Origin of the sequence: Nocardiopsis trehalosi NBRC 14201 (assembly GCF_001552555.1) — a bacterium.
GTDB classification, from domain to species: domain Bacteria; phylum Actinomycetota; class Actinomycetes; order Streptosporangiales; family Streptosporangiaceae; genus Nocardiopsis_B; species Nocardiopsis_B trehalosi.
In genome coordinates this window covers 1-12,585 of record NZ_BCRK01000178.1, presented here as the reverse complement: position 1 = coordinate 12,585, position 12,585 = coordinate 1, and the positions used below count along the sequence as shown (strand labels likewise).

12 protein-coding genes and 1 pseudogene are annotated in these 12,585 nt (G+C 74.7%); 6 read left to right on the top strand and 7 right to left on the bottom strand.

Annotation, left to right across the window (positions count from 1 at the left end; translation table 11 throughout):
* The 6 genes and pseudogenes from NT8_RS23135 to NT8_RS23110 form a co-directional block, all read right to left on the bottom strand.
* Window positions 1-947: pseudogene (locus tag NT8_RS23135) on the bottom strand (hypothetical protein); the annotation flags it as partial.
* Between the two features lie 188 nt (window positions 948-1,135).
* Window positions 1,136-1,663: an RDD family protein gene (locus NT8_RS23130; protein ID WP_067973590.1), complete on the bottom strand. Its 528-nt coding sequence runs from the start codon at window positions 1,661-1,663 to the stop codon at window positions 1,136-1,138.
* A gap of 66 nt (window positions 1,664-1,729) precedes the next feature.
* On the bottom strand, window positions 1,730-2,257 hold the full coding sequence (locus NT8_RS23125) for an RDD family protein (RefSeq protein ID WP_067973588.1): 528 nt from the start codon (window positions 2,255-2,257) through the stop codon (window positions 1,730-1,732).
* Between the two features lie 37 nt (window positions 2,258-2,294).
* Window positions 2,295-2,963 carry an RDD family protein gene (locus NT8_RS31365; protein ID WP_067973584.1) on the bottom strand — a complete coding sequence of 223 codons (669 nt, stop codon included), beginning with the start codon at window positions 2,961-2,963 and terminating at the stop codon, window positions 2,295-2,297.
* A 161-nt stretch (window positions 2,964-3,124) separates the two neighbouring features.
* Complete coding sequence (gene greA / locus NT8_RS23115) at window positions 3,125-3,625, bottom strand: transcription elongation factor GreA (protein ID WP_067973581.1); 501 nt, start codon at window positions 3,623-3,625, stop codon at window positions 3,125-3,127.
* A gap of 242 nt (window positions 3,626-3,867) precedes the next feature.
* A complete protein-coding gene (locus NT8_RS23110; RefSeq protein WP_067973579.1) occupies window positions 3,868-4,284 on the bottom strand; it encodes a DUF4307 domain-containing protein in 417 nt (138 codons plus the stop codon).
* 165 nt (window positions 4,285-4,449) lie between these two features.
* Here NT8_RS23110 and mca point away from each other — a divergent pair, with 165 nt between their 5' ends.
* The 3 genes from mca (at window position 4,450) to NT8_RS23095 (ending at window position 7,609) form a co-directional block, all read left to right on the top strand.
* Window positions 4,450-5,328 carry a mycothiol conjugate amidase Mca gene (mca, locus tag NT8_RS23105; RefSeq protein WP_067973575.1) on the top strand — a complete coding sequence of 293 codons (879 nt, stop codon included), beginning with the start codon at window positions 4,450-4,452 and terminating at the stop codon, window positions 5,326-5,328.
* A complete protein-coding gene (locus tag NT8_RS23100) occupies window positions 5,325-5,552 on the top strand; it encodes a hypothetical protein (protein ID WP_217999291.1) in 228 nt (75 codons plus the stop codon). Before mca ends, NT8_RS23100 begins: the two co-directional genes overlap by 4 nt.
* Window positions 5,553-5,620: 68 nt before the next feature.
* The gene (locus NT8_RS23095) at window positions 5,621-7,609 is read left to right on the top strand and encodes a thioredoxin domain-containing protein (protein ID WP_067973570.1); all 1,989 of its coding nucleotides are present in this window, start codon (window positions 5,621-5,623) and stop codon (window positions 7,607-7,609) included.
* A gap of 289 nt (window positions 7,610-7,898) precedes the next feature.
* On the opposite strand, the gene NT8_RS23090 is transcribed toward NT8_RS23095, so the two are convergent.
* On the bottom strand, window positions 7,899-9,263 hold the full coding sequence (locus NT8_RS23090; RefSeq protein WP_067973567.1) for a serine/threonine-protein kinase: 1,365 nt from the start codon (window positions 9,261-9,263) through the stop codon (window positions 7,899-7,901).
* 184 nt (window positions 9,264-9,447) lie between these two features.
* Between NT8_RS23090 and NT8_RS23085 the strand changes: the two genes are divergently transcribed.
* The 3 genes from NT8_RS23085 to NT8_RS23075 all read left to right on the top strand — a co-directional run bounded on the left by NT8_RS23085 (window position 9,448) and on the right by NT8_RS23075 (window position 12,547).
* Window positions 9,448-10,041 (top strand): RNA polymerase sigma factor, encoded by a 594-nt coding sequence (locus NT8_RS23085; RefSeq protein ID WP_067973564.1) that lies wholly within the window; start codon window positions 9,448-9,450, stop codon window positions 10,039-10,041.
* Window positions 10,042-10,165: 124 nt separating this feature from the next.
* Complete coding sequence (locus NT8_RS23080; protein WP_067973562.1) at window positions 10,166-10,927, top strand: isoprenyl transferase; 762 nt, start codon at window positions 10,166-10,168, stop codon at window positions 10,925-10,927.
* 357 nt (window positions 10,928-11,284) lie between these two features.
* A complete protein-coding gene (locus NT8_RS23075) occupies window positions 11,285-12,547 on the top strand; it encodes a PhoH family protein (RefSeq protein ID WP_067973593.1) in 1,263 nt (420 codons plus the stop codon).
* The last annotated feature ends 38 nt before the right edge of the window (window positions 12,548-12,585 follow it).

The window sequence follows — 12,585 nt, the reverse complement described above, 5'->3', positions numbered from 1 at the left end:
AGCGGCAGCGGCCCGGCGGCCACGGGGGCGGCGGTCATCGGGGCGCCGGGGCCGCCCGGGCGGGCCGGGGCCGCGACCGGGCAGCCGGCGTGCTCGGCGCACGCGCCGAGGGCGTCGAGCTTCTCCTCGGCCGCCGCGATCGCCTCGTCGGCGGCCCCGATGTCGCCGCGCTCGGAGGCGGCCCGGGCGTCGGCCAGGTCGGCGCGCACGTCGTCGGCCGTGGGCGGGTCGGGCAGGCCGCGGCCGACGAGCGTGAACGCGCGGAGCGCCCCGCCGAGGGCGGCGGGCAGGGCGTAGGCGATGGTCTTGACGGGTCCGCCCGCGCGCCAGTTCTCCCGGAGCGGGTCGGTGAAGCCGTCCCACACCCGCCCGGCCGTGGTGAGGGGGTCCTCCCGGGCGGCCTGCCCGACCGACCACCAGCCCTCCCGGAAGCCGGCGCGGGAGCACACGTGCAGCAGGCACAGGCCCGCGGCGGCGCCGTCCCAGAGGTCGCGGCCGCCTTGGGCGAACCCGCCGCCGATCTTGCACGCGAGGTCGGCGGCCGCCCCGCAGTCCCAGGTGTAGGCGCCGCGGTCCTGGAAGGTGAGCCACTCCTCGTCCGCGCCCGGCTCCCACTGGCCGAGGGCGCCCCGCCGCTCCGGCGGCGGCGGGGCGGCGGGCAGGTCCTCCAGCGGGACCAGCCAGCCCGCCCCGGTGGGGTCTCCGGCGGCCAGGGGCCGGCCCCCGCCGCCGGTGGCGTCGCCGCCCTCGGTGCAGTCGGGGTCGCCCCGGCCGGCCGCACCGACGGCGCAGACCGCGTCGGCGATGCCGTCGGACACGCGGGCGGACACCCCCGAGCCGATCAGGCCGGCCAGCACGGCGGCCACGAGCAGGATCGTCAGCGCGTACTCGGGGTAGCCCGCGCCGCGGTCGGCGGCGGAACGGGGAACACGGTACGGACAGGGCATGGGAAGGCGGCTTCCAGGGGGTGGGGGGGAGGAGCCGTGCGGCCGAGCGCCGGGCACGGGGGCCGCCGCCGCGGGTGCGGGCGCGGGCGCGCGGGGGCGGGCGCACGTAAGGTATGCCCGCGGCGTGCCGGGTGTCGTGGGCCCTCGGACCCAAGATCGTGCCCGTGTGCGGTGGGCCCGCCGGGGCCTCAGGTTCGGACGACCGTGGTGCGCGACGCGCGGTCGTGCAGGGTGGCGCCCACGCGCCCGCCGTCCTCGCTGAGCCCGGCGAGGCAGTCGACCAGGGTGAAGGCCTGGCCGATGCAGCACACGGTCTGCGGCAGCCCGAACAGCGCCGCGCGCCCGATCGCCTGCCCCTGGGTGAGCGGGCCGCCGTCGGCCGTGCGGACCACGCGCAGCGACAGCACCATCTTGCCCACGGTGCGGCCCGTGCCGACGTGGAACAGCCAGTCGTAGAAGAACAGGGTGACGCCCCACCCGAAGAACACCAGGTACGCCCAGGCGTCGTAGTAGGGGTCCGACAGATCGGCGTGGAAGCCCGCCGGGTTGGCGGCGGACGCGATGAAGCTCGCCGCGATGAAGAACACGAACGACAGGATCGCCAGCAGCGTGTAGTCGATGACCCGCGCCGCGAAGCGGGCGCCGAACGACGCGGGGCGCACGGCGCCCGGGCCGGGGCGCGCGGAGGGCGGCGGGGGGTACCAGGGGGGTGTCACCCGCAGATCATCCCATCGCGGGCGCCGTCCACCGAATCGGTCGGCCGGGCGGGGCGGGCCGGGCGGTCACGCGGTGATGACCACCGTGCCGCCGGCCTTGTCGTGCAGGGTCTGCGCGCGCTCGTCCCACAGCGGCCACAGCACGTCGACCAGCGTGATCAGGAAGCAGCACTGCGACGTGACGACGTACACGACCTCGCGCAGGAACGACGCGGTCCGCGTGGGCGGCCGGCCCGTATCGGCGTCCACCACCCGGATGCCGAGCCACCGCTTGGCCAGGGTCTGGCCGGAGCGGGCGTGCAGCAGCCAGCGGTAGCAGAACATCCCCACCAGCGAGGCGAGCAGGCTCAGGGCCATGCCGACGACCATGATCGGGGGCATGGTGCCGTCGGCGAAGCGCTCCGGGTCGGCGAGCCGGGCGACGAGCGCGCTCAGCGCCGTCCCGCAGCCCATGACCAGCAGGTAGAGCACGACGAGGACGGCGGTGTCGAGGATCGTGGCGGCGACCCGGCGTCCCCACGAGGCGTAGCCGGCCGTGGGGCCGAAGTAGGAGGCGGCGGGTGCGGCACCGGGGCCGGGCGCGGGGGAGGTCATGGGGCTCTCTCGGAAGGGCGGGGGCGGTGGGCGGGGGTCAGCGGTGGTGGACGACCACAGTGCGGGCCGCCCGGTCGTGCAGGGAGCGGTGCCGGGGGTCGCGCGCGGCGAACGCCAGGTCGATGAGGGCGCCCAGGAGGGTGTAGCCGAGGAGCACCTGCACCGCGGCCCGCGCCGCCGCCCGCCCCTTGCCGGGCGGCCGGCCGGTGTCGGTGGACACGACCCGCGCGCCGATGAGGAGCTTGCCCAGTGACCGGCCGCCCAGGGCGTGGGTGAGCCAGACGTAGCACCACGCGGCGGTGAACGCCAGAGTGATGGTGGTGATCGCGCCGACCATGAACGCCGTCGGCGGGGCGCCGCCGCCGTTCATCGCCTCGTAGTCGACGGCGAGGCCGGTGAACGTCGACAGCAGCATGCCGACGACGTACACCACGACCACGATCGCGTTGTAGACGACGACGTCGACCAGCAGCGCGCCGAACCGCGGCCCCAGGGCGAGGGGCGTGCCGGGGGCGGGGCGGCCGTGCGCGGCGGGGGGCGGCGCGCCGAACGGCCCGGCGCCGAACGGGGGAGCGGCGCCCCCGGGGGCACCGAGCCCGGGGGAGAAGGGGGCGGGCGTCGCCGGGGCGCCCGCGGGGGCCCCGCCCGGAGCGGGGGGCACGGGTCCGGCGGCGGGGCGGTGCGGGGCGGAACCGGGGTCGTACACGGGGGCGTCCTCAGAGTCCGGGGGAGCGGGACGGCGGAGCGCGCCAGCGGGGCGCGGCGCCGCCATTGTGGCGGTCCGCGCCCCGCGGGTCCAGTGCCGGAGGACCGCACAACGCGGAAGGGGTGGCCGTGGCCACCCCTTCCGCGTCGCGTCCGGGAGGCTCAGTCCCCGCCGTAGGGGACGGCTTCGATGATCTCGACCGCCAGGCTGCGCCCGTTGGGGAGCGTGTAGCTGGCGGACTCGCCGATCTTCTTGCCGTTGATGGCGCTGCCGAGGGGCGAGCGCGGGGAGTACACGTCGATGGGCGCGCCGCTCTCCTCGCGGGAGGCCAGCAGGAAGGTGACCTCCTCGTCGTCGCCCTCGAACTTGATCGTCACCGTCATGCCGGGGCCGACGACGCCCGGCTTGCGCGGGGCCTCGCCCACCCGGGCGTTGCGCAGGATGCTGTTGAGCTGGACGATGCGGGCCTCGATCTTGCCCTGCTCCTCCTTGGCGGCGTGGTAGCCGCCGTTCTCCTTGAGGTCGCCCTCCTCGCGCGCGGCCTCGATCTTCTCGGCGATCTCGATGCGACCAGGCCCGGAAAGGTGCTCCAGCTCCGCCTTGAGCCGGTCATACGCCTCCTGGGTCAGCCAGGTGACGTTGTCATCGCGGGTCTCGGTCACGGGAACTCCCTAGGTGCGTCGAGTGACCGCGGCCACTGATCCGGCCGCGGATGAACTTACGAGATTAGCACCGCGCCCTCAGGGCGGTCCGGGCCGAAAACCCGGCCTCTCCAGGCCCGACGCCCTCAGGGCGCGGCGCGGAGCGGCGGGGCGGCGGCTGGACGCGCCGTGGGTGGAGCGGTGCGGTACGGGCTGGGAACGGGCCCTCGGGGCCCGGTCGGCAGGGTGCGGACGACTGCGGACTACTTTGTCGAACCTTGTTCCCTGCACGAGGCCACTTGTACCGCCGAAGCCTCACGAATCGTGTCGACGGTGGCGGTGACGTCGCGGACACCGGCCTCGACCTCGACGCTGGTCTGGCCGACCTCGACGTGCCGGGCGTCGGTGGCGGTCACCACACACACCACGGGCTCGCGGCTGTTCACCTGGAAGGTGATGTCGGCCTCCTCGGCCGACTCGACCTGCCAGGCGATGGTCTGCATGGAGACCCCGCCCCCGCCGCCGTAGCTGAGCAGCGCCGACCCCCACCCCAGGGTGAAGACGCCGGCGGCCACGACCCCGATCACGAAGATCACGGGGCGGTTCCCGTAGCGGCGCTGCGCGCCGCCCGGCTGCTGCTCGGCGGTGCCGGGCGCGGGGTCGGCAGGGCTCTCGGGCATACGGGAATCTCCGAACGTGGGGTCTGTGTTGTCTAAGATAGCTCCGTCCTGAGTAGCCGCTGTTCCACCCCCGCCTCGTGCCCTTCTCCGAGGTCGGCGGCGCGCGACTCCACCTGTTCGGAGCGGTCGTCCGCACGTCCGCGACTAGCCAAGGGGATCTGTCCGTTGTCCGAGCGTCTGCGGCTGATGGCCGTCCATGCCCACCCCGACGACGAGTCCAGCAAGGGCGCGGCCACCATGGTCCGCTACGTCCACGAGGGCGCCGAGGTCCTCGTCGTCACTCTCACCGGCGGCGAGGCCGGCTCGATCCTCAACCCCGCCATGGACCGTCCCGAGATCCGCGAGAACATCGGCGAGGTCCGCCGCAAGGAGATGGCGGCGGCCCGCGAGATCCTTGGCGTCCACCAGGAGTTCTCCGGGTTCATCGACTCCGGCCTGCCCGAGGGCGACCCGCTGCCCCCGCTGCCCGAGGGCTGCTTCGCCCTGCAGCCCCTGGAGGTGGCGGCCGAACCGCTGGTGCGGTCGGTGCGCACCTTCCGCCCGCACGTCATCCTCACCTACGACGAGCAGGGCGGCTACCCCCACCCCGACCACATCATGACCCACAAGGTCTCGGTCGAGGCGTTCGACGCGGCCGGCGACCCCGAGCGCTACCCCGGCACCGGCGACCCGTGGCAGCCCCTCAAGCTCTACTACCACGTGTCCTTCCCCCGCGAGCGGTTCGAGCGCATCGCCGCGCTGCTCAAGGAGCGCGGCCTGGAGAACCCCTTCGCGGAGTGGATGGACCGCATGAAGGACCGCGACTTCCCGCAGTGGGAGATCACCACGCGCATCCGCTGCGACGAGCACTTCGAGACCCGCGACCGCGCGCTCATCGCGCACGCCACCCAGATCGACCCGAACGGGTTCTGGTTCGCCGTCCCCATGGACATCCAGCGCGAGGCGTGGCCCTACGAGGACTACCACCTGGCGCGGTCCCTGGTCGACACCGACCTGCCCGAGGACGACCTCTTCGCGGGCGTCAGCGAGTCGGTGAGAACATGAGCGGTATGAACGCCGCGCTCGTCCTCGCCGACGCCGAGATCTCCACGGACACCATCACCCCCGGGGTCCTCGGGTTCATCGTGGTGGCCCTCGTCGGCTTCGCCCTGTACCTGCTGATGAAGAACATGCGCAAGCAGCTCGGCAGCGTCGACTTCGACGAGGGCCCCGCCCCCGCCGAGGCGGCGGAGCCCGCCGCCAAGGGGAGCCCCGCCGGGGACTCCTGACCCCCGTCCCGTCCCCCTTCCCCACCCGCGCGCGTGTCGGGACCGGCGTGCTCGGGCAGAGTGGGCGTATGGCCAACCGTCTCGCCGACGCCACCAGCCCCTATCTGCTCCAGCACGCCGGCAACCCCGTCGACTGGTACCCGTGGGGCGACCCCGCCTTCGCCGAGGCGCGTCGCCGCGGGGTGCCGGTGCTGCTGTCCGTGGGCTACGCCGCGTGCCACTGGTGCCACGTCATGGCACACGAGTCCTTCGAGGACCCCGCGACCGCCGAGCTGATGAACGCCGCGTTCGTCAACGTCAAGGTCGACCGCGAGGAGCGGCCCGACGTCGACGCGGTCTACATGGAGGCCACCCAGGCCATGACCGGCCAGGGCGGCTGGCCCATGACCGTGTTCCTCACCCCCGACGGCGCCCCGTTCTACTGCGGCACCTACTTCCCGCGCGACCACTTCCAGCGCCTGCTGATGGGCGTGGCCCGCGCATGGGAGCAGGAGCGCGAGGGCGTGGTGGAGCAGGGACGCCGGGTCGTCGAGGCGCTCGCCGGGCCGCGCACGCTGGGCCGGGGCGCCGCCCCCGGCGCCGACGCGCTCGACGCCGCCGCCACCGGGCTGGCCGCCGACTACGACGGCGCGAACGGCGGGTTCGGCGGCGCCCCGAAGTTCCCGCCGTCCATGCTGCTGTCCTTCCTGCTCGCCCAGCACGCCCGCACCGGCGACCCGCGCTCGCGGGCGATGGCCGAGGGCACCGCCGAGGCCATGGCGCGGGGCGGGATCTACGACCAGATCGCCGGCGGCTTCGCCCGCTACTCCGTCGACGCCCGCTGGGTCGTGCCGCACTTCGAGAAGATGCTCTACGACAACGCCCTCCTGCTGCGCGCCTACACCCGCCTGTGGCGGGCCACGGGCGACCCCCTCGCCCGGCGGGTGGCGCTGGAGACCGCCGACTGGATGGCGGCCGACCTGCGCACCCCGGAGGGCGGGTTCGCCTCCGCCCTGGACGCCGACAGCGAGGGCGAGGAGGGCCGCTACTACGTCTGGACGCCCGACCAGCTGACCGAGGCGCTGGGGGCCGACGACGGCGCGTGGGCGGCCCGCGTGTTCGGCGTCACCGCCGAGGGCACCTTCGAGCACGGCGCGTCGGTCCTGCGGCGGCCCGCCGACCCCGACGACCCCGACCGCCTGGCCCGCGTCCGCGCGGCCCTGCGCGCGGCCCGCGCGCGGCGGGTCCCGCCCGCCCGCGACGACAAGGTGGTGGCCGCCTGGAACGGCCTGGCCGTGGCCGGGCTGGCCGAGGCCGGGGCGCTGCTCGACCGGCCCGACCTGGTCGACCTCGCCCGCGCCGCCGCCGACCTCCTCGTCCGGGTCCACGTGAACGGGGGCCGGCTGCTGCGGACGTCGCGCGACGGCGCGGCCGGCCCGAGCGCCGGGGTGCTGGAGGACTACGGCGACGTCGCCGAGGGGCTCCTCGCGCTGCACGCGGTCACCGGCGAACCCGGGTGGGTGCGCACCGCCGGAGAGCTGCTCGACACGGTCCTGGAGCGGTTCGGCGACGGCGAGGGCGGCTTCTACGACACCGCCGACGACGGCGAGGCGCTGTTCACCCGGCCGCAGGACCCCACCGACAACGCGACCCCCTCGGGCCGCTTCGCGGCCGCCGGGGCGCTGCTCACCTATGCCGGGCTCACCGGGTCGCACCGGCACCGCGCCGCCGCCGAGGCGGCGCTGGCGCCGGTGGAGCCGCTGGCGCGCAAGGCGCCCCGGTTCGCGGGGTGGGGCATGGCGGTGGCCGAGGCCGTGCTCGCCGGTCCGCCGGAGATCGCGGTCGTCGGCCCGGCGGACGACCCCGCGACGGAAGAGCTGCACCGCGCGGCGCTGCTCGCCGCCCCGTTCGGCGCGGCGGTCACCCGCGGCGACGGCACCGCCGACGGCGGCATCCCGCTACTGGCCGACCGCCCGCTGGTGGACGGCGGCCCGGCGGCCTACGTGTGCCGCGACTTCGTGTGCGCACTGCCCGCCCGCACCCCGGAGGAGCTGCGGGACCGCCTCGCCACCGGGTGAGCCGCCCGGGGCCGCGCGGCCCCGGCCGTCCGGGGCGCGTCCGCCCCGGGCGGGCGGCGCGGCGCGCCGCTTCCGGGTACGTGTGCGCCGACCGGGTGGGGTCCGGCTCCGCCGGTCGGTCCGGCGGCGCGAGCGCCACCCGGCCGTTCGACGGCGTCCGTAGCGGCGCACCGCCTCGCGGCCGTGGCGCCCGTCGACCGGCGGTTCCGGCCCGGCCGGAACCCGCCGAGCGGCGCGCGTCGATCGGGCCCGCGCAGCGCGGTACCCCCCCGCCTCCCCGGCGGCCCCCTTAGACCGGCCGGACGCCGCCGAGGACGCGGTCGGCGAGTTCGGGCCGGGGGACGGGCTGGCGGATCTCCACGTACAGCGCGGCGCCGCCGCGCTCCAGGACCGCCGCCGTGACGGACCGCGACCGGGGGCAGCCCGACCACCGCCACAGCAGCCCGTCGCCGCCCGCGCCGGACAGGGCGCGCCGCTCCAGCCGGCCGCCCGGGCACGCGGGGGCGGGCGCCAGCGCCGCCGGGTCGGCCCCCTCGGGCAGCGGGGCGACGAACACGCCCGCCACCGGGGCGCGCGGATCGGTCCACGCGTCGGCGTCGGTGGCGACGAGCAGCCCGGGGCCGACGACAGGGCGGCCGCCCGCAGCGGGTTCGCTCCACCCGTTGCGGACCTCGTGCGCCCACGCGCGCGGCACCGCCAGGTGGACGCCGCCCGGCTCGTCGCGCACCTCGACCAGCGCCGTCCCCGGCCGACCCGCCGCACCGGTGGCGGCCAGCAGCAGCGCCAGCAGCGCGGCGGTCCCCGCCGCGGCCCGCCGCCGCGCGGGCCGCCCGCGCGCCCACCACGGGGCGCCCCTGCGCAGCGCGGGGGTCATCCGGATGGAGCGGATGCGGTCGGTGAACGCCTTGGCGTCGGGCGGCCGGTCGGCCCGGTCGACCGCCAGCGCCGACATCACGAGGTCGTCCAGGGCGGCCGGCACGCCCGGACGCAGCCGCCCGGGCGGCACCCGGACCGGCGGACGCGGCGGGTGCCGCCCGGTGATCAGCTCGTAGGCGACCGCGCCCAGGGCGTAGACGTCGGCGCGCACGTCGATGTCGCCGGCCGAGGTGCTCTGCTCCGGCGACATGTAGCCGGGGGTGCCCGCCGCGGCGGTGAACCCGGACGCGCCGTCGATGCGCTTGGCGAACCCCAGGTCCGCCACCAGCACCCGCTGCCCCACCGGGGACGACTGGAGCAGCACGTTGGAGGGCTTGATGTCGCGGTGGATGGTGCCGTGGCGGTGGAGGACGGTCACCCCCTGGCCGATCTCGGTCAGCAGCCGCAGCGCCTCGTCCAGGGCCGGCGGCCCCTGGGCGATGAGGTCGGCGACACTGCCCTGGTCGGCGAAGGGCATGACGAAGTAGGGGCGGTCGTCGGGCAGGGTCCCGATGTCGTGCACCCGGATCAGCCAGGCGGAGTCGGCCTGGCGGAGGATGCGCGCCTCCTCCAGGAAGCGGTGGCGCACGTCCAGGTGGTGGGTCCAGTTCTCGGCGAGCACCTTGACCGCGACCGGGGTGTCGAGCCGGTCGTCGTGGGCCAGCCAGACGGTCGCGAAGGACCCGGACCCGAGGTGCCGGATGACGCGGTAACGGCCGAACGCGTCCGGAGGTGCCACGGTTGATGCCTTACCAGCGCGCGCTGCCGCAAAACGTGCCATGCCAGGCCCGTATGGGCCATCCCGATCCGGTCATTCGTGCGCCCCTCTTTCCGCATGCCCGCCGCGAAGATGTGAACCTCGTGATAGGGCATGGGCGTGTAATACGACAAAGTAGTTTTTCGAGAGCAGGGAGATACCAGCCGTGCGAAACCAAGACAAGGGCTCGGGTCCCCGCCGGACGGCCGCCCGGGTCGACGACTCCCTGGAGGACCTGGCGCGGCGGGCCCGCGGCGGTGACGCCGACGCGCTGGACGACCTGCTCCGGCGCATCCAACCGGAGGTGCTGCGGCGCTGCGCCCGGTTCCTGCCCTACCGGCAGGACGCCGAGGAGGCGTGCCAGGACGCGCTGCTGCGCGTGGCGCGCAACATCGGCGGCTTCAAGGGCGATTCGCTGTTCACCACATGGCTGTATACGGTGGTGTCGAACTCGGCGCGGCAGACCTACCGGTCGATGAAGCGACGCTCGGCGGAGCTTCCGACCGAGGCCGACCGCATCCCCCACCAGCGCGACCCGCGTACGACGAGCGTCATCGCGGGGTCTCGGATCGACCTGCTGGAGGCCCTGGACCAGCTCGAACGCGACCGGCCCAACCTGGTCGCCCCGCTGGTGCTGCGCGACCTCTGCCAGATGGATTACAACGAGATCGCCGCGGAGCTCGACCTCGCGCTGGGCACGGTCAAGTCCCGCATCCACGAGGGGCGCAAGCACGTCCGCAGGTCCCTGGCCGTGACGTGAGGGGGCGGTGCGGCCTACCCTGGGCGTCAGCGGACGCCCGTGCGGCCGCCGCGCCGATGTCAGTGACGCGGGAGGCGCGGCCGCACGACCGCGCCCCCCGGCAACGGCGGCGAAAGGTAGCGTCATGGGGCTCCGAGACCCCCTTTACTGGCTGTACGAGCGGCGGATCGAGCGGAAGCTCGGCGACTACGAGATCCCGCGCCACGTCGGTGTGATCCTCGACGGCAACCGCCGGTGGGCCCGCACCAGCGGCCTCGCCCGGGTGGAGCAGGGCCACCAGGCCGGCGCCGACAAGATCTTCGAACTGCTCGGCTGGTGCGACGAGGTCGGGGTCCAGGTGGTGACGCTCTGGCTGCTGTCGACCGACAACCTGTCGCGGCCGCCCGAGGAACTGGAGCCGCTGCTGCAGATCATCGAGCAGACCGTCGAGCGGCTGCGCCGCGAGGGCTGGCGCGTCAACCCGGTCGGCGCCCTCGACCTCCTGCCCGATTCGACCGCGCGCGTCCTGAAAGAGGCTGCCGCGGCCACATCCGGCGCCCCTGGGCTGATTGTGAATGTGGCGGTCGGGTATGGAGGTAGGCGTGAGATCGCTGATGCGGTGCGGTCGCTCCTCCACGCCGAGGCGGCCAAGGGCACCAGTATCGAGGAACTCGCCGAGCGCCTCGACCTGGAGCACATCGCCGAGCATCTCTACACCCGCGGCCAGCCCGACCCCGATCTCCTCATCCGGACCTCGGGGGAGCAGCGCCTCTCCGGCTTCCTGCTCTGGCAGAGCGCCCATTCGGAGTTCTACTTCTGCGAGGTCTTCTGGCCTGCCTTCCGCAAGGTGGACTTCCTCCGGGCGGTGCGCTCCTATGGCGCGCGGAACCGGCGGTTCGGCTCCTGATCCCCTGCGCTCTCCAGCCCCAGAACGGAGGAAAACGGTCGTAACCGGGTGTTCACCCGCCGAGCGACCTGGGGGTCTTGCTCTTTTCCGGGAGCCGGGTACCGTCGAGACCAGTGGATGGTGCGCATCCGTCCACTCGGGAGGCCCCGAGCTGTTGAGGTCCTGGTCGACGAAGGAGCTCATGGTGACGCGGGCCGGTCCCGGCCCCGTGCGGGGCCGGTCCCGGTCCGTTGATTCCCGTGAGACGGGGCACCCCCGCGGTGCCCAAGGGGAGAACGAGTGGCTAGTTCCTCGACCCACCGCCGCGACCTCGACACCTCCGCCGCCCCCGGGGAGGTGACCGACCGCCGCACCTACGTGCTCGACACCAGCGTCCTGCTGGCCGACCCCATGGCGATCACCAGGTTCGCCGAGCACGAGGTGGTGCTGCCGATCGTGGTCATCACCGAGCTGGAGAGCAAGCGCCACCATCCGGAACTCGGGTACTTCGCCCGCGAGGCGCTGCGCAGGCTGGACGACCTCCGGGTCGCGTACGGCAGCCTCGACGTGGACGTCCCGGTCAACGACCACGGCGGCACGCTGCGCGTGGAGCTGAACCACAGCGACCCGTCCGTCCTCCCCGCGGGCTTCCGCCTCGGCGACAACGACACCCGCATCCTCACGGTCGCCCGCAACCTGCACGACGAGGGCGACGTGGTGCTGGTCAGCAAAGACCTCCCCATGCGCATCAAGGCGTCCTCGATCGGCCTGGCCGCCGACGAGTACCGCGCCGAACTCGCCATCGAGCACGGCTGGACCGGCATGGCCGAACTGGAGGTCCCGGCCGGCGACGTCTCCCGCCTGTTCGAGGACGGCACCGCCGACATCGAGGCCGCCCGCGGCCTGCCCTGCCACACCGGGCTCGTCCTGGTGTCGGAGCGGGGCAAGGCCCTGGGCCGGGTACTGCCCGACAAGTCGGTGAAGGTGGTCCGGGGCGACCGCGAGGTGTTCGGCCTGCACGGGCGCAGCGCCGAGCAGCGCATCGCGCTCGACCTGCTCACCGACCCCGACGTCGGCATCGTGTCGCTGGGCGGGCGGGCCGGCACCGGCAAGTCGGCGCTCGCCCTGTGCGCCGGGCTCGACGCCGTCCTGGAGCGCGGCCTGCACCGCAAGGTCATGGTGTTCCGCCCGCTCTACGCCGTCGGCGGCCAGGAGCTCGGCTACCTGCCCGGCACCGAGAACGAGAAGATGTCGCCGTGGTCGCAGGCCGTCCACGACACCCTCTCGGCGCTGACCACGCAGGACGTCATCGACGAGGTCGTCGACCGCGGCATGCTGGAGGTCCTGCCGCTCACCCACATCCGCGGCCGGTCGCTGCACGACGCGTTCGTCATCGTGGACGAGGCCCAGTCGCTGGAGCGCGGGGTGCTGCTCACCGTGCTGTCGCGGCTCGGCGAGAACTCCCGCGTGGTGCTCACCCACGACGTGGCCCAGCGCGACAACCTCCGGGTGGGGCGCTACGACGGCGTCGTCGCCGTGGTCGAGAAGCTCAAGGGCCACCCGCTGTTCTCGCACATCACCCTCACCCGGTCCGAGCGGTCGCCCATCGCCGCCCTGGTCACCGAGATGCTGGAGGGCTGACCCGCCTCCGGGGGCCCGCCGCCCGTCGGCGGGCCCCC

Coding starts and splice junctions, on each gene's coding strand:
- NT8_RS23125 (WP_067973588.1), bottom strand. CDS start 2,257: ATGACCTCCCCCGCGCCCGGCCCCGGTGCCGCACCCGCCGCCTCCTAC.
- NT8_RS23110 (WP_067973579.1), bottom strand. CDS start 4,284: ATGCCCGAGAGCCCTGCCGACCCCGCGCCCGGCACCGCCGAGCAGCAG.
- NT8_RS23100 (WP_217999291.1), top strand. CDS start 5,325: ATGAGCGGTATGAACGCCGCGCTCGTCCTCGCCGACGCCGAGATCTCC.
- NT8_RS23095 (WP_067973570.1), top strand. CDS start 5,621: ATGGCCAACCGTCTCGCCGACGCCACCAGCCCCTATCTGCTCCAGCAC.
- NT8_RS23080 (WP_067973562.1), top strand. CDS start 10,166: ATGGGGCTCCGAGACCCCCTTTACTGGCTGTACGAGCGGCGGATCGAG.